The organism is Microbulbifer sp. MLAF003 (assembly GCF_030012965.1).
GTDB classification, from domain to species: Bacteria; Pseudomonadota; Gammaproteobacteria; order Pseudomonadales; family Cellvibrionaceae; genus Microbulbifer; species Microbulbifer variabilis.
Map to the genome: position 1 here is coordinate 1,187,389 of NZ_CP120232.1, position 24,146 is coordinate 1,211,534.

Annotated in this window: 21 protein-coding genes and 1 pseudogene; 15 read left to right on the plus strand and 7 right to left on the minus strand. The window is 49.3% G+C overall.

The genetic code is table 11. The annotated features are described in order from the left end of the window. Positions 1-93 precede the first annotated feature (93 nt). The 8 genes from P3339_RS05735 (at position 94) to P3339_RS05770 (ending at position 8,238) form a co-directional block, all read left to right on the plus strand. Positions 94-936, plus strand: coding sequence for a PhzF family phenazine biosynthesis protein (locus P3339_RS05735; protein WP_282952677.1), 843 nt, complete (start codon positions 94-96; stop codon positions 934-936). A 9-nt stretch (positions 937-945) separates the two neighbouring features. Next, the gene (locus P3339_RS05740) at positions 946-1,578 is read left to right on the plus strand and encodes a pyridoxal 5'-phosphate synthase (RefSeq protein WP_282952678.1); all 633 of its coding nucleotides are present in this window, start codon (positions 946-948) and stop codon (positions 1,576-1,578) included. Positions 1,579-1,605: 27 nt separating this feature from the next. Beyond that, positions 1,606-2,664, plus strand: coding sequence for a phenylacetate--CoA ligase family protein (locus tag P3339_RS05745; RefSeq protein WP_282952679.1), 1,059 nt, complete (start codon positions 1,606-1,608; stop codon positions 2,662-2,664). Continuing rightward, positions 2,664-3,338 (plus strand): aldehyde dehydrogenase family protein, encoded by a 675-nt coding sequence (locus tag P3339_RS05750; protein WP_282952680.1) that lies wholly within the window; start codon positions 2,664-2,666, stop codon positions 3,336-3,338. The genes P3339_RS05745 and P3339_RS05750 overlap by 1 nt, the downstream gene beginning before the upstream one ends. 29 nt (positions 3,339-3,367) lie before the next feature. Continuing rightward, complete coding sequence (locus P3339_RS05755; protein ID WP_353056916.1) at positions 3,368-4,051, plus strand: aldehyde dehydrogenase family protein; 684 nt, start codon at positions 3,368-3,370, stop codon at positions 4,049-4,051. A gap of 198 nt (positions 4,052-4,249) precedes the next feature. Beyond that, complete coding sequence (locus P3339_RS05760) at positions 4,250-6,298, plus strand: TonB-dependent receptor (RefSeq protein WP_282952681.1); 2,049 nt, start codon at positions 4,250-4,252, stop codon at positions 6,296-6,298. Between the two features lie 226 nt (positions 6,299-6,524). Beyond that, positions 6,525-6,899 carry a VOC family protein gene (locus P3339_RS05765; RefSeq protein ID WP_282952682.1) on the plus strand — a complete coding sequence of 125 codons (375 nt, stop codon included), beginning with the start codon at positions 6,525-6,527 and terminating at the stop codon, positions 6,897-6,899. Positions 6,900-8,052: 1,153 nt separating this feature from the next. Next, entirely contained in the window at positions 8,053-8,238 is a 186-nt protein-coding gene (locus P3339_RS05770; protein ID WP_020412669.1) for a hypothetical protein, read from the plus strand. 177 nt (positions 8,239-8,415) lie between these two features. On the opposite strand, the gene P3339_RS05775 is transcribed toward P3339_RS05770, so the two are convergent. Beyond that, positions 8,416-8,685, minus strand: coding sequence for a YMGG-like glycine zipper-containing protein (locus P3339_RS05775; protein ID WP_020412670.1), 270 nt, complete (start codon positions 8,683-8,685; stop codon positions 8,416-8,418). A 151-nt stretch (positions 8,686-8,836) separates the two neighbouring features. Here P3339_RS05775 and P3339_RS05780 point away from each other — a divergent pair, with 151 nt between their 5' ends. After that, positions 8,837-9,058 (plus strand): DUF3820 family protein, encoded by a 222-nt coding sequence (locus P3339_RS05780; protein WP_282952683.1) that lies wholly within the window; start codon positions 8,837-8,839, stop codon positions 9,056-9,058. Between the two features lie 502 nt (positions 9,059-9,560). Here the strand turns inward: P3339_RS05780 and P3339_RS05785 are convergent. The 6 genes from P3339_RS05785 to gltA form a co-directional block, all read right to left on the minus strand. Then, positions 9,561-10,109: a Tll0287-like domain-containing protein gene (locus tag P3339_RS05785; RefSeq protein WP_020412672.1), complete on the minus strand. Its 549-nt coding sequence runs from the start codon at positions 10,107-10,109 to the stop codon at positions 9,561-9,563. Between the two features lie 12 nt (positions 10,110-10,121). Beyond that, positions 10,122-11,474: a cytochrome c3 family protein gene (locus P3339_RS05790; RefSeq protein ID WP_282952684.1), complete on the minus strand. Its 1,353-nt coding sequence runs from the start codon at positions 11,472-11,474 to the stop codon at positions 10,122-10,124. Further along, entirely contained in the window at positions 11,475-11,831 is a 357-nt protein-coding gene (locus P3339_RS05795; RefSeq protein WP_282952685.1) for a hypothetical protein, read from the minus strand. After that, complete coding sequence (locus tag P3339_RS05800) at positions 11,831-13,504, minus strand: FAD-dependent oxidoreductase (protein ID WP_282952686.1); 1,674 nt, start codon at positions 13,502-13,504, stop codon at positions 11,831-11,833. The genes P3339_RS05795 and P3339_RS05800 overlap by 1 nt, the downstream gene beginning before the upstream one ends. Positions 13,505-14,041: 537 nt before the next feature. Next, positions 14,042-14,578 carry a hemerythrin domain-containing protein gene (locus P3339_RS05805; RefSeq protein WP_282952687.1) on the minus strand — a complete coding sequence of 179 codons (537 nt, stop codon included), beginning with the start codon at positions 14,576-14,578 and terminating at the stop codon, positions 14,042-14,044. A 307-nt stretch (positions 14,579-14,885) separates the two neighbouring features. Further along, entirely contained in the window at positions 14,886-16,175 is a 1,290-nt protein-coding gene (gltA, locus tag P3339_RS05810; RefSeq protein ID WP_282952688.1) for a citrate synthase, read from the minus strand. 437 nt (positions 16,176-16,612) lie between these two features. Here gltA and sdhC point away from each other — a divergent pair, with 437 nt between their 5' ends. The 6 genes and pseudogenes from sdhC to odhB all read left to right on the plus strand — a co-directional run bounded on the left by sdhC (position 16,613) and on the right by odhB (position 24,130). Continuing rightward, positions 16,613-16,987: a succinate dehydrogenase, cytochrome b556 subunit gene (sdhC, locus tag P3339_RS05815; RefSeq protein WP_020412676.1), complete on the plus strand. Its 375-nt coding sequence runs from the start codon at positions 16,613-16,615 to the stop codon at positions 16,985-16,987. Further along, entirely contained in the window at positions 16,981-17,349 is a 369-nt protein-coding gene (gene sdhD / locus P3339_RS05820) for a succinate dehydrogenase, hydrophobic membrane anchor protein (RefSeq protein WP_026305008.1), read from the plus strand. Before sdhC ends, sdhD begins: the two co-directional genes overlap by 7 nt. A 3-nt stretch (positions 17,350-17,352) precedes the next feature. Further along, positions 17,353-19,125, plus strand: coding sequence for a succinate dehydrogenase flavoprotein subunit (gene sdhA / locus P3339_RS05825; protein WP_282952689.1), 1,773 nt, complete (start codon positions 17,353-17,355; stop codon positions 19,123-19,125). A gap of 19 nt (positions 19,126-19,144) precedes the next feature. Next, entirely contained in the window at positions 19,145-19,849 is a 705-nt protein-coding gene (locus P3339_RS05830) for a succinate dehydrogenase iron-sulfur subunit (RefSeq protein ID WP_020412679.1), read from the plus strand. Between the two features lie 208 nt (positions 19,850-20,057). Further along, positions 20,058-22,890 (plus strand): annotated as a pseudogene (locus P3339_RS05835) (2-oxoglutarate dehydrogenase E1 component). A 46-nt stretch (positions 22,891-22,936) separates the two neighbouring features. Next, positions 22,937-24,130: a 2-oxoglutarate dehydrogenase complex dihydrolipoyllysine-residue succinyltransferase gene (gene odhB, locus P3339_RS05840; RefSeq protein WP_282952690.1), complete on the plus strand. Its 1,194-nt coding sequence runs from the start codon at positions 22,937-22,939 to the stop codon at positions 24,128-24,130. Positions 24,131-24,146 lie beyond the last annotated feature (16 nt).

Genomic DNA, 24,146 nt, shown 5'->3' on the forward strand with positions numbered 1-24,146 from the left:
TAAACCACTCTGCAAGCCAGAGGCATCACGGAGTTGTTCAGAGGCTCCTTAATTTGGTTAGAGTTTTCAGTATTCGATTAATGGAATAATAAAATGCATAGATACACTGTTGTAAACGCCTTTGGTAGAGAACCATTTACTGGTAATCCCGTAGCCGTTTTCTTTGATTGCGATGACCTGGACAGCAATAGTATGCAGAGAATTGCGGCTGAACTTAACCTTTCAGAAACAACGTTTATTGGAACCCCGAGCAAAGGTGGCGATGTCAATGTCAGGATTTTTACGCCTGTCAATGAACTGGATTTTGCGGGGCACCCGCTGTTGGGCACCGCATTGGCTTTATCGAAAGCAACTGATCTTACGGAATTAAAGATCGAAACCAAAAAAGGCCTTTTTAACTTTGCAGTGCAACCCGTTAAAGAAAATCCTTTCTCAGCTTACATACAGATGGAGCAGCCCTGCCCGGTAATTTCATCCTTTGATTATCAAGAGGCATTACTTGAGGCGCTTGGAGTGAGGCGAAGTACATTGCCGGTAGATATGTATGATGTGGGGCCCAGACACGTCTTTGTCGGGGTGGATAATAAGGATGAGCTTGCCCAAATCAGTCCAGACCTGAGGAGACTATCAGATTTCCACAATATGGCAGCGCTCTGTTTTAGCCCGGATATAGGAGAGAGCTGGCGACTTCGTATGTTTTCTCCAGCCTATGGTGTTGCAGAAGATGCGGCCACAGGTTCTGCAGCGGGGCCATTGGCACTGCATCTTTCGCGTTATGGATTGGTAAAGTTCGGTGCAGAAATAAAGATCACACAGGGGGTGGAAATGGGGAGACCTTCTCGTATGAATGCTATTGCCAATATAAAAAATGACTCCCCTTTCCTCAAAGTTGGTGGCTATGGGTTTCAGGTAGCTACTGGTCAATATTTTATCTAGGAAGGAATTATGAGCAGTACTTTTGAAAGCATGACAGGGAAAGTGGATCAAAGCTTTTCTGAATACGAGACCCCTCCTAGTGACCCCATGTCTCTTGCACGACAATGGCTCCAGGAGGCTATCGATAACAAGGTTCGTGAACCTCGGGCGATGGTAATGGCGACAGCGAACCTCTCAGGCGCTCTGTCATCGCGAGTCATGGCTATATTGGATTTTGCGACCATTGGTATCATCTTCGCCACGCACAGCTGTAGCCGTAAAATAAAAGATACCGAAGAGACCCCCTTTGCCTGTGGACATTTTTACTGGCGCGAGCTTGGTCGCCAGCTCTCCGTAAGTGGGAAAATTAAGCAGCTTGATCGAGAGCGGGCAGTTAGAGAGTGGGACGCTCGCCCAATACCTCTGCACGCGATGTCGACGGTTTCTCATCAAAGTGAGCCTTTGGATTCCTATGATCAACTGCTAGCTGCTGCGCAAGAGCTTGATCGTGTAGGCGCATTGCCTTGTCCCGAGAGGTTTTCAGTGTATGTTCTCGAGCCTCAAGCAATCGAGTTTTGGTCGTCGAGTTCTAATCGGCTTCACAAGAGGTTGCGATTCGAACGGGATCAAACGGAGTGGAAGCATATACGACTTCAGCCTTAGTCACCTACTCAACGGAGGAACATTCCTATGGAATCACCTGACTTCCAACGTCATTTGGCTGACATTTTGAACTGGCATTTTTCGCCGGATACCGGCTCTCCATTTTGGTTATCAATGCGCAGTCAACTTGATTTTGATCCAGTTAAGGATGTCCGATCATTGGCCGATCTGTCTTTATTTCCTGATATCAGCCAGTTGCTTCGTGAGATAGCGATTGAAGATCTGCAACCTAAAGGACTGGCCGATTATAGGCTTGCCGGGATATTTGAAAGTGGCGGGACAACGGGGACAGCCAAACGGGTTGTTGCTTATGAGGCGTGGCTTGAGCAGGTGGTTAGTTGGCGTTTGGAGGGATTTGAAACCTCAACAGATAAGACTCCGAAAAATACGCTGGCAATTATACCGACGGGCCCTCATATCGTAGAAGCCATCAACCGTCGTCGTGCCAGAGCTTTTGGTGGGCAGTGCTTCACTGTAGATTTAGATCCCCGTTGGGTAAAAAAATTGATCCAGGCAGGAAATATGGAAGGTGCCAGGGACTACTCCGATCATCTTATTGACCAGGCGGAACCCATCATTGCTACACAAGCTATTAAATATCTTATTGCAACACCGCCTTTGTTAGAGGCGATAGCGCGTCGCCGCTCCTTAGCTGAAACTCTCAACAGTACCCTTGAGATGATCACTTGGGGAGGAACTCATATGGATGTAGACACACTAGATTATTTGAAAACGATGGTATTCCCTGATGTCCCTATAACAGCGAGTTATGGAAGCACTATGATTCTTTCGGAGACCAAAGCGCGGATTAATCAGGACTATAACGGATCTCCTATCTTTGACAGCTACGCACCTTATGTCATTTTGGAGGTGGTCGACCCAGAAAGTGGAAAACCCGTTGAGTACAATGGGCGAGGACAGGTGGTGATGAATCACCTGAGTCGCTTTGCATTTTTCCCCAATATCTTTGAGCGTGATACGGCAGTGCGACTTCCCACTTTAGGGAATTGTCCCGGTTCTTCTGTCAGTGATGTAAAACCCGTTGCGCAGGTCTCCGGTAAAGCAGTGATTGAAGGAGTGTATTGATGGCAGCGCTCACTAGTGATGTCCGGAAAACTCCTTTTGAGCAACAGGTACTACAGGTGGAAGCACGTTGCCTAGGTGCTTCTCATCATACCAGGCGACGGCAGCCGATAATGGATGTATCTGATCGCATCGTTGGTGAAAGTGCGATCGTCCCTACCGTTTATATACAAGATAAAATCGTACAGATGCGGAAAGGGGAATCACTAACACTTTCGCAACGCTATGAGCGATTAGCAAAGGCTGGCCAGATATATAAGGAAGCAAATTTAGCAGGCCTGGAACCGGACGCCTATATTTCGATGGTTGCTAATGTAACGGGGTTGCAGAAATCCCTGGTGGCCGAGTCTATGACTCACATTTCTCATAGTCTTAATAATATGCTCGGGATTATGCAGGCCGCTACCCCAGCCGGCGCTGTTTGGGATTACCGAGACTCCGCCGCCAGTAACGGTTGTAGCTTGTTGTCACGTCGAGGGGATGTTGTTTCAATTATTGCGGCAGGTAACGGTCCGGGTGTCCATGGCCTTTGGCCCCAGGCTATTGCTATGGGATACCGAACCATGGTCAGACCTTCATCCCGCGAACCCTTCACTGCACAGAGACTTATTTGCGCTCTTGAGTTGGCGGGGTTGGAACAATACGTTGCTTTGATCCCGACTGATCACAGGGGGTAGATAGCCTGATTGAGCTAAGTGATCTGGCAATAGTTTATGGTGGCCCAGAGGTTACTACGCGGTATGGAAGCAATCCTAAAGTTCTAGTCCAAGGTCCGGGACGATCGAAAATGGTTGTAGGTAGGGATGTTGATCATGAAGAGGCTGTCACTGTTGTTGCTGAGTCTGTTTTATCACGAGGTGGTGCGGCCTGCGTCTGCGCCAGTGCAGTATTGGTGGAGGATGACCCCTATGGCTTTGCTCATCGGCTAAGGCTTGAACTAGAAGTTCGCGCGAAACAGCAACCCCTTACCCTGGGTAGAAGGCGGGAGGTTGATGCATATATGAATCTATTGCAAGCTGAAGAAAATCCATGGCTATATGATCATACTTCAACTAATGGGTACCCCTTAAAACCCCATGTTACCTTAGTTGAGAGTGCTACCGATGCCAAGGTCCAGCGTGAACTGCCATTTCCCTGTATAACTGTTGCACCTTTTAATCGGCAGGAAGATTTTAGTGCATTATCTGGCTCTCTTGTTGTTACGCTTTTATCCCGCGAGAAAGAACTAATTCACCGAGTACTATCGGATGCTTCCATTTCCAATGTTTATATTGGCATTATTCCCACTACCTGGATGGATTATCGGGTACCTCACGATGGCTATTTAGCTGATTTCTTAATGTGTAATCGGGGACTTCGGGTTCACACTCAATGGTTAAAATCCAGTTAGCAGAATAGAAAGCAAATTTAACAGCTTGTATGTGAAGTGGTAATGAAATTTGGGATGATGAAGGAATATTAAAACTTTTTCAGGATGAAAGATATGATAGTAAAATCGAGTACCAATTTATTGATTTGTCGAGTAATTGGAATATCAAGTTTAATCCTAACCATAACCAATAGCGCGACAGCCAACATGAACTCAGTCATGGACGAAGTAGTAGTTACGGCAATGAAGAAAACGACGGTGATTAGTATTCAAGATGTTCCTACAGCTGTCACCGCATTTGACAATGTTCAACTAGAAAATAGGCATGTAACTTCTTTGGGTGACTTGGGATACAGTGTGCCGAATGTATCCCTTGATGATATTGGTACTTTTCCTGGATATGCAAATTTCTCCATACGTGGACTTGGTATCAATAGCTCTATACCTTCTATTGATCCAACAGTTGGTGTTTTTGTCGATGGTATGTATCTGGGCATTAGTGGTGGTGTGCTTTTTGACAATTTTGATCTACAGAGCATAGAAATATTGCGTGGCCCTCAGGGACTTTTGTTCGGTAGAAACGTTACTGGCGGTGCAATTCTATTAAATACAACAGTCCCAGGTGATGAATTACAAGCTAATGGGCGTTTTGCTCTTGAAAGTGGAACAAAAAAGATCACTAGTGGAGTGCTGTCTGGACCGGTAATTAACGATCTTTTAAATGCTAAGATTGCCGCCTATTACTCCGACGATTCTGGGTGGTTTGAAAACACACACACCGGTGACCGGCACGGTCGCTCTGAGACCAAAATTATTCGTCATGCATTAAATGCTTACCCTCTGGATGGACTACAAATGATCCTAAAGTTGGAGTTGGGTCAAATGGAGGGAGATGGTCCTGCCAACCAAAACAGGGACATTGCGGCACTGGGCGAATTCGACATTCAAATTGATGAACCCGGGTATTCCGATGTTGATTGGAAAAGCGCAGTATCGGAGAGCAATATCAATATTGCACTTGGAGATGGTGTTCTCACCAACGTTTTTGCCTGGCGTCAGTACGAAGCCGGTACCTTATCGGATATTGATTCTTCTCCAATTATAGGTGCTCATGCTGAAACATGGACTGACCAGGAGCAATTCAGTAATGAGCTGCGTTACTCAGGTACTTTTAACTTAGTAGACGTGACCGCGGGTATCTATTACTTTACTCAGAATATTGACTATATCGAAGACCGGTTGGTGAATACTGGAGCGTTACGTTTAACTGGTGGTGGGGATCAGACCTATAAAACTTTGGGCTTTTTTGCTTCAACAGATTGGCACTTATCTGAAAATTGGCTATTAAATGCAGGTATTCGCTTTACCCACGAAGAAAAAGAAGCGGCCCTTGCAGATCTCGTGCCTAGTGGATGCAGCCTCATGAGACAAAGTTGTAATGTGACGTTCAATGACAATGAAGAGTGGAAAGCCTATACTCCAAAATTTGGGTTTCAATGGGTACCAGATGATGATACTCAGGTTTACGCTTTTTGGACTCGCGGATTTCGCAGTGGTGGCTACAATTTCCGTAATAACGATACCACAATTCCTGGCCCATTCGATCCAGAAAAACAGGATGCCTATGAGGTTGGTGTCAAAAAAGATTTCTCAAATACCACACGAGTTAATTTATCGGCTTTCTATAACGAGATTCACGATCTTCAGAGGGAAATTTCCTTTATAGGACAGGATAATGTTACTTTTCAAACAATAACTAATGCTGCGGATGCACAGATATTGGGTGTTGAGTTAGAAAGTCAAGTATACCTATCGAACAAAATTTCATTTACTGGTCATATTGGATATATGGATGATAAATATACACATATATTTTATGATCTTAATGAAGATGGGGAAATTAATAGTTTTGATAAGAAGCTGAGCCTGCCGCGTTTAGCTCCTTGGAGTTATGGTGCCTCGGTAATCTATTCCCAAGATATTGGCTCTATTGGCATTTTCAGTGGCAGTGTTGCTTTCAATCACCGGGACAGACAATTCTATGACGATAACAATCGCGGTGTGCTGAGCGCGGCAGATATGCTCGAAGTGAACCTTTCGATAGAACCAGCTGATGGTGGCTGGAAGTTTTCGCTTTATGGCCGTAATCTTCTTAATGAAGTAACGGAAGGCCTTAATACCAGTATGCCAATTTATAGCCAGGAATCGACATTTACAATTTTAAATAAGGGACGAATTTTCGGTACGGAGTTTGTTGTTAATATTTAGAGTTGTAATTTTCCAATGCTCGAATTTTTGACTGTGCAATGTAATCAGCGACCTTAGTGTTTAAAATATATTGATTTTGTTTGATTGTACGCTATTAAAATTTATTTATTTATTTTCTATAGATATCAGCATCCAGCGATAAAACTATTCTTGCTGCTGATTTTTAGGCCTTGTATAATTAATTTGGTACAGGATTTTTTAACCTGCTTTAGGGAAGTGAAGTTATATGATTAAAGTATCCCCCAAACCTAATCTTCAACTTATCTACGTGTCTGATATTGAACGTTCAACGGGCTTTTACAAAATGCTTTTCAATTCAGATCCGATATTTTCCAGTCCTCGTTATGTGGCATTTGCAGCGGATGGCGAAGCATTATTTGCCCTTTGGACAGGGGGAGCAGAGCCAAATGCTGATACCCCTCGTTTCTCTGAGATTGGTATTATGTTGCCTTCTAGTGAAGATGTAGATTCTCTTTATGAGAATTGGCGAGAGAATACCGAAATCAAGTTTGCGAAAGAACCTTACAATGAGGTCTTTGGCCGTACTTTTCTTGTTGAAGATCCAGATGGCCATATAATTCGAGTATGTCCTGTAGATTAAGTACTAAATAATATTCTGTGAAGAGTTTTGTGTTTTCTTCGTCTAATTGAAGTTTTCACAAGGTGCTTGGTTTTTAGTGATTTCATGTGTATTTAATCAAGTTGCACTGCAGTTGGAGTAATTGATTGTCCATTGCAGTGCAGTTGTAAAATATGATTGGGTGCGTGGGTAGAAACTCCAACCTCCTAGCCAGAAGGATTCTCGTAGGCAAACAATTCCCTTGTGAATACTGGAATTGTCGATTGATAAAAATCAATTTCCGAATAAGATCAAGATCACAAATTTAGAGAAAGTGGTTGGGAGATGTGAAGTAGGAAAATGACTATTTTGAATGCAATTGATTACCGTTAAGCCGATTGATTTTAGAGGCAATATTGCGGTTCTTAAGTTAGACTACTCATTTTTTTGAGAGTTTTTCTGGGTAGTATGGGACCCATACCGAATACCCGGAGTCTAGTTAATTTTATTCGTAACACCACTAAGCAAGTTTTTATTAACGTTATCCTCAAACAATTATCCAAAATTAAAATCTTAATCCATATTGATAAGGTTGATGAATCTACATATATAGGGCGTTATAGTTTATTAGGTCTTTCCAGTAAAAATTCTCGGCTATTACCAAGGCATAGAGAGAATTACATTAATGCACCGGTATTTAAATTTTACACTTAAGAAAGAAGTTGAAAACAGGTATTTTGGTAAAAATTAATATTCAAAATGTCAGTTGATTTTACGGTGGGCTCTATTCATTAAATCGTAAAGCTTCTGACTGCCAATTAGAGTCTTTACTATTGATGCTTCAGTTGATAGGTGGAGTCAAGGTTAACCTCTCTGCCAGCTTCGCTCATAAGCCTCTCATTCAAGAGATTTAACTAGCTTTAGAATATTAAGATTAAGTAGGCTTTGTATGTTTATGGGGCTCTTAGCTTTAAAGAGAGAATAGAAGTTGACTGTTCGGTCAATTGATTCTTAGTCATATGATAAAAGCTTGTATATGCTTGCCAAGATTAACGATGAATAGTTATAGTACGTCTTATTTTAGCGTGGCCTAGGCTCCGCTCCGGAAGCATACATTTGCTAGTTTTTTAACTGGAGTTCAGTTTTTATTATTCCAAATGATAGTTAGAATTCAAAATATGATGTGTGAAAATATATGGGAGATGTAATCCCTTTTAAAAAGAAAACTGCCTGGCAGAAACACAAGGGGAAAACCCTGTGTAGAGAGGGTTTCCATAAATGGAAGGTGATCACCGAGCGTAAGTTTGATGTTAAACAGGGAAAGCTGGTCACTGAGTATCGTTGTGAGCGCTGTGGAAAAAATAAGACCCGGTTACTCTAAGGATGTTTCCCACCGGTAATTTCTGTCCAGGTTGAATCAATGTGATTAGACAACTCCTTTAATGGTTGGGGAAGCGTCTTTTCTTAACATTAAGGGTGGGGGCGGCTTTAAGTTGCACCCACCCGTAGACCATTATCTACTGACTGTCTGTTCCTGTCCTGGATCGATAGCAGTAAATTAGTAGCGATAGTAGCGACCGCGATAACGATAGTAGTCTCTACGTTTGCGCTCCCTGTCGTAGAGATAGCCGGCTCCAGCCCCAATAACTGCCCCTGCAGCGGTACCGCCTGGACGTCCGCCGCTAATCAGGGCGCCGGTAACGGCCCCAATGCCAACCCCGGTGCCTATTCGGCGGTCGGTATCACTCATATTGGCACAGCCTTGGCCTCCCAGGCTAGCGCTGAGCACAGCTGCCAGGCTGAGATATTTAATAGCTTTAATACGCATAGGCACCTCTGTTAGTAATTGCCTGAGGTATAGGAACGGCGGATTAGGCCGAACAATTTCGGAGCCAGTGTAAGGTGGGCAGAAAGCAGCAACAAATTTCCAGGGCGAGAGCTTGCTATAGCACAAAAGTGAAGTTTTGTCGGATTTTGATATGTTTGAAAAACAGTACCTAATAGAGGTAGCGCGGACGCCGATGCCTTTTGGCAAATATACGGGGCGAGCGCTTATTGATCTTCCTGAAGAGTATTTGCTTTGGTTCTCCCAAAAAGGATTTCCCGAGGGTAGACTGGGGCAACTGATGGCGTTGACTTTGGAAATCAAAGTTGAAGGGTTGCAGGGGCTTATCACCCCATTAAAGCAAAGTAACACTTGAAAAGCTTTTATAAGTTTTTCCTATTTGTCCAAATTCTTAAGTGCAATATGTATCTTCTTTGATATCCCTCTTTGAGTGACTAATATATTAATGCCTAGGTGTGCTTCGCGGAGCGAAGTGAAACAATAAGCGGTCCGTAATGGAGACTGGACTTACCCGGAAATAGGCCCACAGCGGGTGACCACTGGTCTGAATGATTTCAGCGAGGTTGCAGCGGGAGTAGAGCCAGTCAATTGAAAGAGGGAGCGGTCGAAATGATTTCGGCCGCTAATTAATTGTAAGCAGCTCAAATTTAAGTTGCTGATCTCGGTCCGCGAAAGCGTTCAATTCGCCCAACTCTTATGAGTTAGGTGCTTAGTTTTCCTAAAAAATTTGATTGGTTGGAGATTGTGCGAAAAATCAGAAATAAAGTAGGACTTGACGGGCCCAAGTACTGATGCGTTGAGCATAGGAAGGCGTAGGGGCCCAATGAAGGCCCCTTTAAGATTGTGCTATTTTTAAGTCAGAGCGGGATACGGATAACTACACCACCCATAGTTTCTCCGAGCTCAAAGTTGTCTCGTGGACTGTCCACATGGTCATTGTGGCAGCTGACGCAAGCGGGGGATACGCCGACATCAGCATAGACTGCAGTAAAGTATTCTGTGTCGCCCAGTTTTTCACGGCCGTAAAAATTCTTACCTGGGTTATCGATTACATACTGTAGCCCTTCTTTTTCCATATCAGTGCGCGGTTTATTCTGTTTGTTAACAGGCCAAAGGGATAGCAGGGCATAGTTAAAACCAGAGTCTTTTTCTGCAACACGCTCAGCTCCCATACGCATCATTTGCGCGGGTAGCGGCAGTAATTTTTTATCCTGCCAGTGTTCGTCAGCGTCCAGAATTTTCTCTTCATTCTGCAAACGGTTAACTACCTTGTTGGTGTAGTTTGCTCGATCCGCCTCAATCACGGCAAAGATGGCATCCGCCATTCGCTCGGGCGCAACTCCCTGATTTTTTTCGCAGCCAGTGAGCAGTGCCAGTCCGGCGATAAAACAAGCGGCAATACGCATAGTGTTCCCCTCCTATTGGGATTGTGTTTGCTTATTTTTGCTGTTGGAAATCTTCGCAATACGGTCACGAATCAAGTCAAATGTCTCGTGTTTATCCGCAGGTTTATACTTGAAATTCTGAGAGATCAATTTTTTGTCTGCCATTGCTGCCAAGGAAAACTCAGCCCCATGGCAATTTAGGCAAACCGGTAACATTTTTTCGTTGGGGCGGAGATTATGGTTCTGGTTGTGATTCACCACGATTTGTTCACTATGGGCTTCCCGTGGGAGATGGCAGCTTGCACAGTTGGCACCCTGCTCGGGGTTAGACTCCCACGCATTAAAATGGGGGGACTCTTTATAGGCCAGGCTGTGCTCATCACTATGACAACTGAGGCATGCCTCTACTGCAGCATATTGCAGGTCTACTTCGTGAGGGCCGTGACAGCTGATACAGTTTAACTCACCTGATGCATTACTCTGCATAGGAGTCCTGGCCAGTTGAGGAGACATGGCGCCGACCTGTTCAGCAAAATTTTCGGGCAGTTTGGAAGAGAGGCGCATGCCATGTTTGCCTTGGGTGAAAGACTCTTTCTGCTCGCTGTGACAGCTGGCACACTGCTCAAGAATTTCCACACTGTTAAATTGCATTTTCCCGTCGGCGTGGCAGCTGGTGCAATTCACGTCTGCCTGAGCGTGAGCGCTTTGCGCCCAAGCAGCTGCAATTTCTGTACTCCTACTTTCAACTTTCAGGTCAGCATGAGTCAATTGCAGCGGTTCTTTGTTCGGGTTTTTCCGCAACCAGGCAGCCATTGCGGTGCGTGCTGGCAGTTTTGCCTCATCAAGAAGGTCGGGTTGCCCAACATGGGCAATCAGGAAGTCCTCATAGAGAGTGCCATTGTCATGATAATTATGGCAGCCGGCACTGGCACAGGTTTCGAAGCCCATACCCTGGTGACTACTGCGTTCCTCGGCAATATCGCTATGGCAGTGGAAGCAAAAATCCCCGGCTAGGGTTACACCCATTTCACGAGTAATTTCCTGCTTGTGTTCTGTGTGACAACTAATGCACTGACGCGCATCAAGAGTCTCTAGTAATTGAGCATTTCTGGGATCGAGAAACTTCTTCCGCGGATGGGAGTCGTCGGCGAGCTCCAGTTCTTCCGCATGGCAATTCAGGCAGGACTTCTGGATTGCATCTTGTCCAGCAAAACCATCTGCGTGACAGGAAGTACATGCGAGTTCTATTTGATGGTGCCCATGGGTAGGCTCACCGGTTACGAATAATGACTTATCGGCTACGGTTAGGTTGTACGCAGCCAATGAACCAACAGTGAGCGTCAGCAACAGGCCGTAATGCCAGAATTTAAATTGATAAGATTTCATTTAGAAGTAATAAACAGCGAGAATATGATAAGCAAGGAGTACCGGCAGCGCCCAGAGCAGGGCGTAGTGAATGCGAGACCACCACTTGCGGTGTTCGCGCAGCCTGAGATCCGTCCAGTGATGATTGCGAGCCATAAAGACACCGACCAGTGAGCCGGTTGCAGTTACCCCCAAAAACACCAACATCAGGACCAGATTGAGATTTTTCCCAAGGCGAAACCCTGTATGCACTGCAAGTGTTGCAAGGGCGACAACGCCAATCAAACTGTGTGCGTAACGCCAATGGTCCATATGCCCGAGAGTTATTTTTTTCCAGCGCTTGCGTACACTGAGAGCGGCAGTAAATATACACAGCACTAATATGCTGTAACCGGTAACCTGCTTCCAGAAATTGTCATACCACAATTTGTCCCAGAGTTGTCCCGATTGTACGGTGTCTGAGACTGGGGGGAGGGCATCAAAAATGCCAGCGCTATGAGGAGTAATGATATGAGCGAGGTAATTAGTATACCTTTGGCATGGCGCATCACCAGGTTGGGAACAGGAGCATCCAATAACTCTGCCATCAGAGGGCGACAACTGCCGCATACAGAACCCGCGGTGGTGGCCTGCTGTAACTCGTTGAGAGTGCGCTTGCCATCAGAAATGGCTTTGCAAAGTTCCCCTTTACTGACTGAATTACATTGGCACACCAGATAGCCATCAGGAAAATCCTTGATGCTATTGGTTTTTTTCTTGCCAAATAGACGCCCCTCACTTTCGAAGTCACTGAAGGCGCGTTGACTAATTTTTTCTTCCTGGGCCACGGCTTGGCGCAGACTACTGGCCTCATCCCAGCTACCAATATAGACGGCGCCGAGGATAAGCCCATCCCTGACAAACAGGCGCCGGTAAATTCCCTTGAAGCGGTTGCGGTAGATGTAGCTCTGTACATCATCCCCTTGCTTGAGATTGTCCGAGGCGACATCCCCAATAATTGCACAGGGAATATGGGCAATTTTAAGCTGGATATCGGTGTAACTTCCGGAGTAGGGGCGCTCTAGCACCTCACCGCCATGATTGCGGCGAATATGTGAGCAGCAACTCTCAGCTTGTTCATAACCGGGGCGCACCAGCTGATAAACCTTACGGTCATGCTCAGCACACTCTCCAATTGCGTAAATGTCGGGATCGGAGGTTTGCATCCACTCGTTAACAACAATTCCCCGCTCGGTTTCCAGACCGCTTTGTTGGGCGAGTGTGACCTCAGGCTGGATACCCGTACATAGAACTATGGCATCTACGTTCAGGTACTCACCATCAGAAAACTGCAGAATGTTGTTTTCTTCGTGCTGCTCAATCGCCTTAAGGGCATCGCCGACTTTAAGTTCAACGCCGAGTGCTGACAAGGAGGACTTCAGAAACTCCTCTCCCTCTTCACCAAGCAGGCCACTGAGTAATTTACCGCGTGATTGTAGGGTGACGGAATTTTTGGGGGTCTTTAGTGCGGTTGCGGCTTCAAGCCCGAGCGCACCGGCGCCGATAACGCAAATGTCCGCGTGGCGCTCACGTAGGGCAATCAGGTCATTCGTGTTACGCAGACTGCGAAATGGATAAACACTGGGTAGGTTCGCTCCGGGGATTTGAGGAATGGTCGGATTGGAGCCTGTAGCAAGGATCAGCTTGGTATAGGGTTGTATATTGCCCTCGGCATCGGTGACCGTTTTGTTTGCGCGATCAATCGCCACAATTTTCCGATCGATATATTCGGCAAGCCTGTGATCAGTCTTTCCGAGGATTGGGTTGTCGAGTTCCTCCCGATCCACATGGCGAGAGAGATATTGTGAGAGCTTTACTCGGTTATAAGGTGATTCTATTTCTGCTCCATAAATAACAATTTGAGCTTCGTCACAGAATTCCAGGAGTTTTTGTGCGCAGCGGACCCCGACGGGCCCGGTACCCACAATCACATAAATCGGATAGCTGCTATCACTGGTGTGGGTGCTATCTGGCGTATATTGTTGAGCAGCTGAACTTTCTAGTTCAGTCATATTTCCCCCAAGTACTCCGGCTTTTACTACTGGCCTTTTTGTCATTCTTGTTTTTAAGCCACAAAGCTATCAGAACTTCTTAGACCAATATCCCATCGCGGAAATTTTTTTAAATTCTAATTCCCCTATGTTTAAACAAAATTAAATAAACGTCTAGTGTTGAATAAGAATGACGATAGAGAATAGGAAGTTAAGGGAGGTCTGGATGGAAAGTTTTATTAAGTTATTGTAATTGCGCACTTTTTTTGGGCTTGCCCAAATTGCAAATAAGTAGAGCAGGTGCTTGTTCGATGAATTTTGACAAATTGCTTTAGTGGTGGGAGCCTGTAAGAAACTATTTTCTAGTGAGTCTTTGATTAAGTGGAGATGCAGTGGTGCTTTATTTTTTGAGGGTTGGGAAATTGCGCCCCGTCCTTGTGGGCCGCAGTGAAATTCCCGTGGATTTTTATTCAATAAGTTGTTGCTTACTCAGCGGCTTACGCCCAATTCCTGTAGAGCTGAAGTAACAGTATATTCCACTGATTGGAGAAGCTTTTGTCAGGAGGGTTGGTAAAGAACGTAGAGTTCTTTTTCTTCCAATGCAGTACGGCGAGTAAGTGCTTCGCCAATCTTTTGGTAGTCCATCTTAAAATCGCGAACCATCTCTGGAGTAAATGCCTCGTGGTTGTAGCGCTTACAGAATTGCACCACAGCATTGGCAATTTCGTTCATGTCAGTACGAAAGTCTTTAACTACCTGCAGCGTGTGGGCATCGCCGGCCAGTGCTTGTTCCAGATAGACATAGAAACGCACGTTTTCCTTGATCAGGTGCGCTTGAAAGCCAGACTTAAACTGGGTTAATAGTTGCGATAGCTGGCGGTAGTTCTGTTTTTCAAAACCCTCAGACCACATACGCTGAAAAATTCCGATCAGGTGACGGTGATCGTCTTCCAGGGCTTTAATTAATGTTGGGTCATAAGAGATTGTGCGGGCGCCCTTGGAGCCGGCATAGGTACTGCGGGTGTATTTTTCTTCCAGGTCGGCAGACTCTTCCGACTTGCTACTTCGGAACATACCGGAGATAAAGCTAAGCATATGCTGTGCCCTTAATTAGTATTGTGGTTTTGTGTTTGTACGAGTAAGGAGTTCCGCGGATGGAAAGTAACTGCCGAGTGGGAACGCAGTGTTATTTCGCTATGGCCGGGGAGCGGCGGATTTTACATTGGATGACAGCTTATTTACTGCCAAATAGGGAAGGGGATTTGAGCAAAATTTAAAAAATGAGGTGCGCGTCACATTTTTTGCGTGAAACCACTATTGCGCTATTAAAATTGTGTTGAATATTTATTTGTTCAAGACGCATAAAAAAGCCCGGTGATACCGGGCTTTTTTGGGGAGCTAATTAGCGCTGTTCCAGGGGGACATAGTCGCGCTGAGTGTAGCCAGTGTAGAGCTGGCGCGGGCGGCCAATCTTGTACGGGTTGGAAATCATTTCATTCCAGTGGGCGATCCAGCCTGCGGTGCGGCCAGTGGCAAAGATTACGGTGAACATATCGGTGGGAATACCGATCGCTTTCATAATAATGCCAGAGTAGAAGTCTACGTTCGGGTAGAGCTTTTTCTCCACGAAGTAATCGTCCTCAAGGGCGATTTTCTCCAGCTTTTTGGCGATCTTCAGCAGCGGATCATTCTCTGCACCCATAGCACCCAGAACTTCATCACAGATGCCTTGCATTACGCGGGAGCGCGGATCGAAATTCTTGTAAACGCGGTGGCCAAAGCCCATCAGGCGGAAGGGGTCGTTCTTGTCTTTGGCGCGTTTAACAAACTCATCGATGCGGCTCTCATCACCGATTTCCTGCAGCATGTTCAGTACAGCTTCGTTGGCTCCACCGTGTGCAGGTCCCCACAGGGCGGCAATACCGGAAGAGATGCATGCGAACGGGTTGGCGCCGGAGGAGCCGGCCAGGCGCACTGTAGAGGTGGAGGCATTCTGCTCGTGGTCTGCGTGCAGCAGGAAGATGATATCCATCGCCTTGGCGACAACCGGATCGATCTTGCTGGTTTCGCAAGGGTTGCCAAACATCATGTGCAGGAAGTTTTCGGAGTAGCTGCGGCTGTTATCCGGGTACATGAAGGGCATGCCTTGGGAGTGCTTGTAGCACATGGCAGCCAGGGTTGGCATTTTTGCGATCAGGCGGTGTGCGGAAATCTCACGGTGCTGTGGATTGTTGATATCCAGGGAGTCGTGATAGAAGGAGGCGAGGGCGCCTACTACGCCACACATCATGGCCATTGGGTGGGCGTCGTAACGGAAGCCTTTAAAGAAGCTAACCAGGGACTCATGTACCATAGTGTGAGACATGATGGTGTCTACGTACTTCTTTTTCTGCTCGGCATCTGGCAGTTCGCCGTTCATTAACAGATAGCAGGTTTCCAGGTAGTCGGATTTTTCTGCCAGTTGTTCGATGGGGTAGCCGCGGTGCAGCAGTTGGCCCTTGCCGCCATCGATAAAGGTAATCTTGGATTCACACGAGGCAGTGGATACGAAGCCCGGGTCATAGGTGAATAAGCCTTTGCCGGTCAGGTTACCGACATCGACAACATCTGGGCCGAGGGTGCCAGATCGTACGGGCATCTCTATCGCGCCGTCGATACCATCGACTGTGAGTTGCGCTTTTTTATCGGACATTGCGGACTCCTAAAACTGTTCTTATGGCGGCCTTTTCCTAGGATTTTCGGGTGCTGGCAGCCTTTTGAGCGGGCCAAACTTAAGTGCCGGGCCTCAAATTGTCAAACCAAAAGGAGTGGACGGTCAGTCTGCGGGCAACAGGATATCTGGCGACAGGGCGGGCCTGTAGAGCTTTTGCCTGGAGTGAGGCGTGAAAATCTGCGGAAATCCCGCGGCGCCAAATGACAGGTCATGAAGACCGCCAAAGCCGGCAGTTTCCCAGGCGTTCGTTGTGTTTTGACTATTGAATGCCTATAATCCGCGCGGCTTGCGCCATGGTACGGCTACTTTGTACAAGGCTTCAACAGGTCGAGTGCAAAGTGATCAGCAAGCAGCTCGTCCCTCCATTGAAAAGCTAACGGGCGCCCGGTCGTTCAGGGCAACAAGGTGTTTTTCCTGTGAACAAAAACAGACCTGTCAATTTAGACATTTCCACTATAAAGCTTCCCGCTGCCGCTTTGGTTTCCATTTTGCATCGAATTTCTGGCGTTGTGCTCTTCGCCGTTGTAGCGCTTCTGCTCTGCATGCTCGATGCCAGTCTGGAATCAGAGCAAGGCTTCGCCGATGTCGCGGCAGCATTTAATAGTATTCCAGCCAAGCTCATCCTATGGGCCTCTCTGGCAGCTCTTATATACCATCTGGTGGCGGGTGTGCGTCACCTGTTTATGGATATGGGTATGGGTGAGAGCCTTGAGGGCGGCCGTCGCAGTGCTATTACGGTGCTGGTGGTGAGTGTAATCCTTATTCTTTTAGTGGGAGTATGGTTGTGGTAAGAACAGTAACTAGCTTCGGCCGTAGCGGCACTTTCGACTGGCTCTACCAGCGAGTTACCGCAGTGATACTGCTCGCGTATGTCCTCTTTATAGTGGGCTTTATCTTTTTCACTAAAGACTTTGGCTACCAAGCCTGGTCTGAGCTGTTCGCCCAGCGCTGGATGCGCGTATTCAGCTTGGTTGCTCTGCTTTCCACCATTATTCACGCCTGGATTGGCCTCTGGTCCGTGGTTACCGATTACATCACCAATCGGATGATGGGCGGTAAAGCCACTGTTCTGCGCTTGTTCGTAGAAGTGGTTCTGGCTGCGGTTGCCGTGTTGTACACGGTGTGGGGCATTGAAATTCTTTGGGGTGTATAAACAATGGCGAATATGCGTACTATTTCTTTTGATGGGATTGTAATTGGCGGTGGTGGTGCTGGTATGCGCGCTGCCCTGCAGATGGCCCAGTCAGGTTACAAGACTGCGGTAATTACCAAAGTATTCCCAACCCGTTCTCACACAGTGTCCGCCCAGGGCGGTATTACCTGTGCGATCGCCAGCTCCGACCCCAATGACGATTGGCGCTGGCACATGTACGATACCGTTAAGGGTTCCGACTATATCGGTGACCAGGAAGCGATCGAATATATGTGTTCCGTAGGTCCGGAAGCCGTGTTCGAACTGGAGCACATGGGCCTGCCGTTCTCCCGTACTGAAGAAGGCCGTATTTACCAGCGTCCTTTTGGTGGCCAGTCCAAAGACTTCGGCCGTGGTGGTCAGGCTGCCCGTACCTGTGCCGCTGCTGACCGCACCGGCCACGCGTTGCTGCACACTCTGTACCAGAACAACGTAAAACATAAAACCGAATTTCTGAATGAATGGTTTGCCATTGACCTGGTGAAAAACCAGGATGGTGCCGTTGTTGGTGTTATCGCCATGTGCATCGAAGATGGCGAAGTGGTATTTATCAAGTCCAAGGCGACCGTATTCGCTACCGGTGGTGCCGGTCGTATCTTCGCTTCCACCACCAATGCACACATCAATACCGGTGACGGTGTCGGTATGGCCCTGCGTGCCGGTATGCCGGTTCAGGACATCGAGATGTGGCAGTTCCACCCAACTGGCATTTATGGTGCCGGTGTTTTGGTGACCGAAGGCTGTCGCGGTGAGGGTGGTTACCTGATCAACAAAGACGGCGAGCGTTTTATGGAGCGCTACGCCCCCAATGCGAAAGACCTCGCGTCCCGCGACGTTGTAGCCCGCTCCATGGTGCTGGAGATCCTCGACGGTCGCGGTTGTGGCCCGGAAGGCGATCACGTATTCCTGAAGCTTGATCACCTGGGTGAAGAGCTGCTCAACAGCCGTCTGCCCGGTATCTGTGAGCTATCTAAGACCTTTGCACATGTCGACCCGGTTAAGGCGCCGATCCCGGTAGTGCCGACCTGTCACTATATGATGGGCGGTATTCCCACCAACGTTCACGGTCAGGCCCTGACCCAGGACGCTGCCGGCAACGACCAGATCATTGACGGCTTCTATGCCTGTGGCGAGGTTGCTTGTGTATCCGTGCACGGCGCTAACCGTCTGGGTGGCAACTCCCTGCTGGACCTGGTGGTATTCGGACGGGCTTCCGGCCTGTTTATCGAGAAGGCCCTGCGCGAAGGTATCGAGCACCGCGAAGCTTCCGAGTCCGATATCGAAGCCGCTATGGCTCGTCTGAACCGTCTGGAAACCAACGAAACCGGCGAGAAAGCTGCCGACCTGCGCAAAGAGCTGCAGGGTGTGATGCAGAATCACTTCGGCGTATTCCGTCGCGGCGACTACATGGCAGAAGGTGTGAAGAAGCTGGCTGATCTGCGTGGGCGTATTGAAAATGTGCGCCTGGACGACAGAAGCCGCGCGTTTAATACTGCCCGTGTTGAAGCCCTGGAGCTGCAGAACCTGTTGGAAGTTGCTGAGGCTACTGCAATTGCCGCGGAGACCCGCACTGAGAGCCGCGGTGCCCATGCCCGCGAAGACTTCCAGGAGCGCGACGATGAAAACTGGCTGTGTCATTCCATGTATTTCCCGGCTGAGAAACGTGTCGGCAAGCGTGCGGTAAACTTCGCACCGAACACCATGGAAGCCTTTGAACCGAAAGCTCGGACCTACTGATTCGGGAGCGGAATAGAGTATGTTGAAAGTAAGCATTTACCGTTACAACCCGGAAGCCGATAAAGCGCCGTATATGCAGGACTATGAGCTGGACACCAAGGGCAAGGACCTGATGGTGTTGGATGTTCTGGAGCTGCTGAAGGCCGAGGATCCGACCCTGTCGTTCCGCCGCTCCTGTCGCGAGGGTGTGTGTGGCTCCGACGGTATGAATATTTCAGGCCGCAATGGCCTGGCGTGCACTACGCCACTGTCTGAAGCTGCCCCTAAAGGTAAGCTGGTCCTGCGTCCGCTGCCCGGCTTGCCGGTAATCCGCGACCTGGTCGTGGATATGGAGCAGTTCTACGAGCAGTACAAAAAGATCGAGCCGTACCTGCAAAATGACACTCCGGCTCCGGCGATTGAGCGCCTGCAATCTCCAGAAGATCGCGAAAAGCTCGATGGCCTGTACGAGTGTATCCTGTGTGCCTGCTGTTCCACTGCCTGTCCGTCTTTCTGGTGGAATCCGGATAAGTTTATAGGCCCGGCCGGCTTACTGCAGGCTTACCGCTTCCTGGCGGACAGTCGCGATCTGGCCACTGACGAGCGCTTGTCAAACCTGGACGATCCTTTCAGCGTATTCCGCTGCCACGGTATCCAGAACTGTGTGAATGTGTGTCCAAAGGGATTGAACCCAACGCGCGCCATTGGCCATATTCGCAATATGCTGCTGACGCGTGCGGTATAGGGGAATCCGGGTCATTAATCGACCCGTTAGGGGCCACTTGTAGTGGGTCCGGTGCCAGGTAAGGCGCTTATCTAATGATAAAGCCGGTGAGAACCGGCAACTAATTGAAAAGGGGAGGTGGCTTTATGCGCCTCCCCTTTTGTGAGTGAAAGGAAAGCGCAGTGGCTTAGGCAAATAAGAGCCCACTGCAATCGAGGTAGGCATCAAAATGCACGAAAGTACCATGGAGCAGCTGTGGCGTAGCTCCCATATCTCCGGGGGCAATGCCGCCTACGTGGAGGAGCTTTACGAGACCTATCTGCACGACCCCAACGGTGTACCGGAGGAGTGGCGCAATTACTTCGACAGCCTCCCCCGCGTTGGCGGTAGCAGCGACGTTTCCCACGCCGCAGTGCGCCAGCACTTCGAACTGCTCAGCAAGCATCGCGCCCGCCCTGTGGCGGCACCAGGCTCCGGTTCCGGCTCTATTAATCTTGAGCACGAGCGCAAGCAGATCAAGGTTCTGCAGCTGATCGATTCCTACCGCCATCGCGGCCATAAGAAAGCTACCCTGGACCCGCTCGGCCTGATGGCCCGCGAACAGGTGCCCGACCTGCAGTTGAGCTACCACGGCCTGACTGAAGGTGATTTCGATACGACCTTCAATACCGGTAGCCTGTTCCTTGGCAAAGAAGAGGCGACCCTGCGTGAAATCGTAGAGGGCTTGGAGCGGACTTATTGTGGCAATCTGGGTGCGGAGATCATGCATCTCTCCAATCTGGAAGAGCAGCAGTGGTTCCAGCAGCGCCTGGAGCGCAGCCAGTCCAAGGCCAACTTTGGCACCGATATCCAAATTGAAATTCTACAGCGTCTCTCTGCCGCAGAAGGCCTGGAGCGTCACCTGGATTCCAAATACCCAGGCACCAAACGCTTTGGTGTGGAGGGCGGTGAGAGCCTGATCCCGATGATGGATGCGCTGATCCGCCGCTCCGGCACTTACGGGGTGAAGGAAATTGTGATCGGCATGGCCCACCGCGGCCGCCTGAATACCCTGGTGAATATCCTCGGCAAGAACCCTGCGGATCTGTTCCAGGAGTTCGAAGGTAAGAAAACCCTCGATACCTCTGGTGATGTGAAATATCACCAGGGTTTCTCCTCCAACGTAATGACCCCCGGTGGTGAAGTTCACCTGGCCCTTGCCTTTAACCCATCGCATCTGGAAATCAGTGCGCCTGTAGTGGTTGGCTCTGTGCGCGCCCGTCAGGACCGCCGCAAAGATGCTGCTGGTGAGAAGGTAATGCCGATCAATATCCATGGCGACGCGGCTTTTGCCGGCCAGGGTGTTGTGCAGGAAACCCTGCAGATGTCCCAGACCCGCGGTTACTACACCGGTGGTACTGTGCACATCGTACTGAACAACCAGGTGGGCTTTACCACCAGCAAGCGCGAAGATGCCCGCTCCACTGAGTACTCCACCGATCCCGCCAAAATGATCGATGCACCGGTGCTGCACGTGAATGGCGACGATCCGGAAATGGTCGTATTGGCGGCTCTGCTGGCTGTCGATTACCGTTACGAATTCAAGAAAGACATTGTCATCGATCTGGTCTGCTATCGCCGTCGCGGTCACAACGAGACCGACGACCCATCCGGCACCCAGCCGCTGATGTACCAGACCATCCGCAAGCACAAAACCACTCGCACTCTCTACTCCGAGAAGTTGGTGGAAGAGGGCATCCTGGACAAGGTTGCAGCGGACAAGCTGGCGAACGACTACCGCGATAAGCTGGATGCGGGTGAAGATGTGGCCACTGGTCTGGTTAAGCAGCCGGACTCGTCCATGTTTGTAGACTGGAGTCCCTACCTGGGCCACGACTGGCAGGTGCCTGCAGACACCGGTTTCGCAATGCCGAAACTTCAGGACGTCGCCAATCGTATGACCACGGTGCCCGATGGCATTGTGATGCAGCGTCAGGTTTCCAAGATTTATGATGATCGCCGCAAGATGGCCGGTGGCGCCCTGCCGCTTAATTGGGGTATGGCGGAAACCCTGGCCTACGGCACCCTTCTGGAAGAGGGTTTTATGGTCCGCTTTACCGGTGAGGACGTGGGCCGCGGAACCTTCTCTCACCGCCATGCGGTAATTCACAGCCAGAAAGACGGCCAGAGCTATGTGCCTTTGCAGCATATGTTCGAGGACCAGCCGCCTTTCTACATGTACGATTCCCTGCTGTCTGAGGAAGCGGTACTGGCATTCGAATACGGCTATGCCACTACCACGCCAAAATCCCTGGTGGTGTGGGAGGCTCAGTTCGGTGACTTCGCCAACGGCGCCCAGGTCGTGATCGACCAGTTCATTACTTCCGGTGAGCACAAATGGGGTCGTATGTGCGGCCTGGTATTGATGTTGCCACACGGGTATGAAGGCCAGGGTCCGGAGCACTCCTCCGCGCGTCTCGAGCGCTTTATGCAGCTGTGTGCCGAGCACAATATCCAGGTGTGTAACGCCACTACCCCGGCACAAATCTTCCACTTGCTGCGTCGCCAGGCGGTGCGCCCGATGCGCCGCCCGCTGGTGATTATGAGCCCTAAATGGATTCTGCGTCACAAGCTCGCTACTTCCAGCTTGGAAGAACTGGCTGAAGGTCGTTTCCAAAATGTGATTCAAGACCAGGGGGGACCCGGCAAAGGTTAAACGTCTGATCCTGTGTTCCGGCAAGGTGTACTACCACCTGCTGGAAGCGCGCATGGAGCGCGAACAGGAAGATGTGGCGTTCGTACGTATCGAGCAGCTGTACCCCTTCCCGGACGAGGAGTTCGTGGATGCGGTATCCGCATTTAAGAACATTAAGAGTGTTGCCTGGTGTCAGGAAGAGCCCATGAACCAGGGCGCCTGGTACCACAGTCAGCATCACTTGCGTCGCCTGCTGGCGGAAACGCATCCGAAGCTGGACCTGGAATACGTGGGCCGCGCCCCGTCGGCGGCACCTGCGGCGGGCTATATGTCCACCCATTTAGAAGAACAGAATAAGTTCATCAACGAGGCGCTGACCGTCAAGTAACGGGCGGCAGTATTTTAAGCAGAGACAATCTCAGGAAACAGGAAAAATGACGATCGAGATTAAAGCGCCAACTTTCCCGGAATCCGTTCAGGACGGTACTGTCGCCACCTGGCATAAAAAACCCGGTGAAGCCGTGTCCCGCGATGAACTGATCGTGGATATTGAGACCGACAAAGTGGTACTGGAAGTGGTTGCGCCGGCAGACGGCGCTCTCTCCGAGATCATTAAGGACGAGGGCGACACGGTTCTCTCCAATGAAGTGATCGCCAAGTTTGAGCCGGGTGCCGGCGCCGCTGCCGCTCCGGCGGAAGCAAAGGCCGAAGCACCTGCTGCTGAATCTGCAGCACCCGCTGCCGGTGAGAAAATCGCCATGCCGTCCGCCAAGAAAATGGCGGCCGAAAAAGGCGTTGATCTGGCTGGTGTGGAAGGCACTGGTAAAGGTGGCCGTGTTCTCAAAGAAGATGTCATGAAAGCGGGTACTGCACCTGCAGCTGCTGCCCCCGTCGCCGCTGCCGAAGTGGCTGTGACCCCGGGTGAGCGCGTAGAGAAGCGTGTTCCCATGACCCGCATGCGCAAGCGTATTGCCGAGCGCCTGCTGGATGCATCCCAGTCCACCGCCATGCTCACCACCTTTAACGAGGTGAATATGAAGCCGGTCATGGACCTGCGTAAGAACTACAAAGACCTGTTCGAGAAGACCCACAACGGTACTCGCCTGGGCTTTATGGGCTTCTTCGTAAAAGCTGCGGTGGAGGCTCTGAAGCGCTACCCGGCGGTGAACGCGTCTATCGATGGCAACGATATCGTTTACCACGGTTACCAGGATATCGGTGTAGCGGTTTCCTCGCCGAAAGGCCTGGTTGTGCCAATTCTGCGTAACGCCGAAAATATGGGCCTGGCGGATATGGAAAACAATATCCGCGATCTGGGCGTGCGCGCTCGCGATGGCAAGCTGTCTATTGAAGAGATGACCGGCGGCACCTTCACCATCACCAACGGTGGTGTATTCGGTTCCCTGCTGTCTACTCCGATCCTGAACCCGCCGCAAACTGCAATCCTGGGTATGCACAAGATCCAGGAGCGCCCAATGGCGGTAGATGGCAAGGTGGAAATCCTGCCGATGATGTACCTGGCGCTGTCCTATGACCACCGTCTGATCGATGGTAAAGAAGCGGTTGGCTTCCTGGTAGCGATCAAGGAAATGATCGAAGATCCAGCGCGTATCTTGCTCGAAGTTTAAAAAATAAGTTCTGGGG

Coding starts and splice junctions, on each gene's coding strand:
- P3339_RS05735 (WP_282952677.1), top strand. CDS start 94: ATGCATAGATACACTGTTGTAAACGCCTTTGGTAGAGAACCATTTACT.
- P3339_RS05740 (WP_282952678.1), top strand. CDS start 946: ATGAGCAGTACTTTTGAAAGCATGACAGGGAAAGTGGATCAAAGCTTT.
- P3339_RS05745 (WP_282952679.1), top strand. CDS start 1,606: ATGGAATCACCTGACTTCCAACGTCATTTGGCTGACATTTTGAACTGG.
- P3339_RS05750 (WP_282952680.1), top strand. CDS start 2,664: ATGGCAGCGCTCACTAGTGATGTCCGGAAAACTCCTTTTGAGCAACAG.
- P3339_RS05760 (WP_282952681.1), top strand. CDS start 4,250: ATGGACGAAGTAGTAGTTACGGCAATGAAGAAAACGACGGTGATTAGT.
- P3339_RS05765 (WP_282952682.1), top strand. CDS start 6,525: ATGATTAAAGTATCCCCCAAACCTAATCTTCAACTTATCTACGTGTCT.
- P3339_RS05770 (WP_020412669.1), top strand. CDS start 8,053: ATGGGAGATGTAATCCCTTTTAAAAAGAAAACTGCCTGGCAGAAACAC.
- P3339_RS05775 (WP_020412670.1), bottom strand. CDS start 8,685: ATGCGTATTAAAGCTATTAAATATCTCAGCCTGGCAGCTGTGCTCAGC.
- P3339_RS05780 (WP_282952683.1), top strand. CDS start 8,837: ATGTTTGAAAAACAGTACCTAATAGAGGTAGCGCGGACGCCGATGCCT.
- P3339_RS05785 (WP_020412672.1), bottom strand. CDS start 10,109: ATGCGTATTGCCGCTTGTTTTATCGCCGGACTGGCACTGCTCACTGGC.
- P3339_RS05790 (WP_282952684.1), bottom strand. CDS start 11,474: ATGAAATCTTATCAATTTAAATTCTGGCATTACGGCCTGTTGCTGACG.
- P3339_RS05800 (WP_282952686.1), bottom strand. CDS start 13,504: ATGACTGAACTAGAAAGTTCAGCTGCTCAACAATATACGCCAGATAGC.
- P3339_RS05805 (WP_282952687.1), bottom strand. CDS start 14,578: ATGCTTAGCTTTATCTCCGGTATGTTCCGAAGTAGCAAGTCGGAAGAG.
- gltA (WP_282952688.1), bottom strand. CDS start 16,175: ATGTCCGATAAAAAAGCGCAACTCACAGTCGATGGTATCGACGGCGCG.
- sdhA (WP_282952689.1), top strand. CDS start 17,353: ATGGCGAATATGCGTACTATTTCTTTTGATGGGATTGTAATTGGCGGT.
- P3339_RS05830 (WP_020412679.1), top strand. CDS start 19,145: ATGTTGAAAGTAAGCATTTACCGTTACAACCCGGAAGCCGATAAAGCG.
- odhB (WP_282952690.1), top strand. CDS start 22,937: ATGACGATCGAGATTAAAGCGCCAACTTTCCCGGAATCCGTTCAGGAC.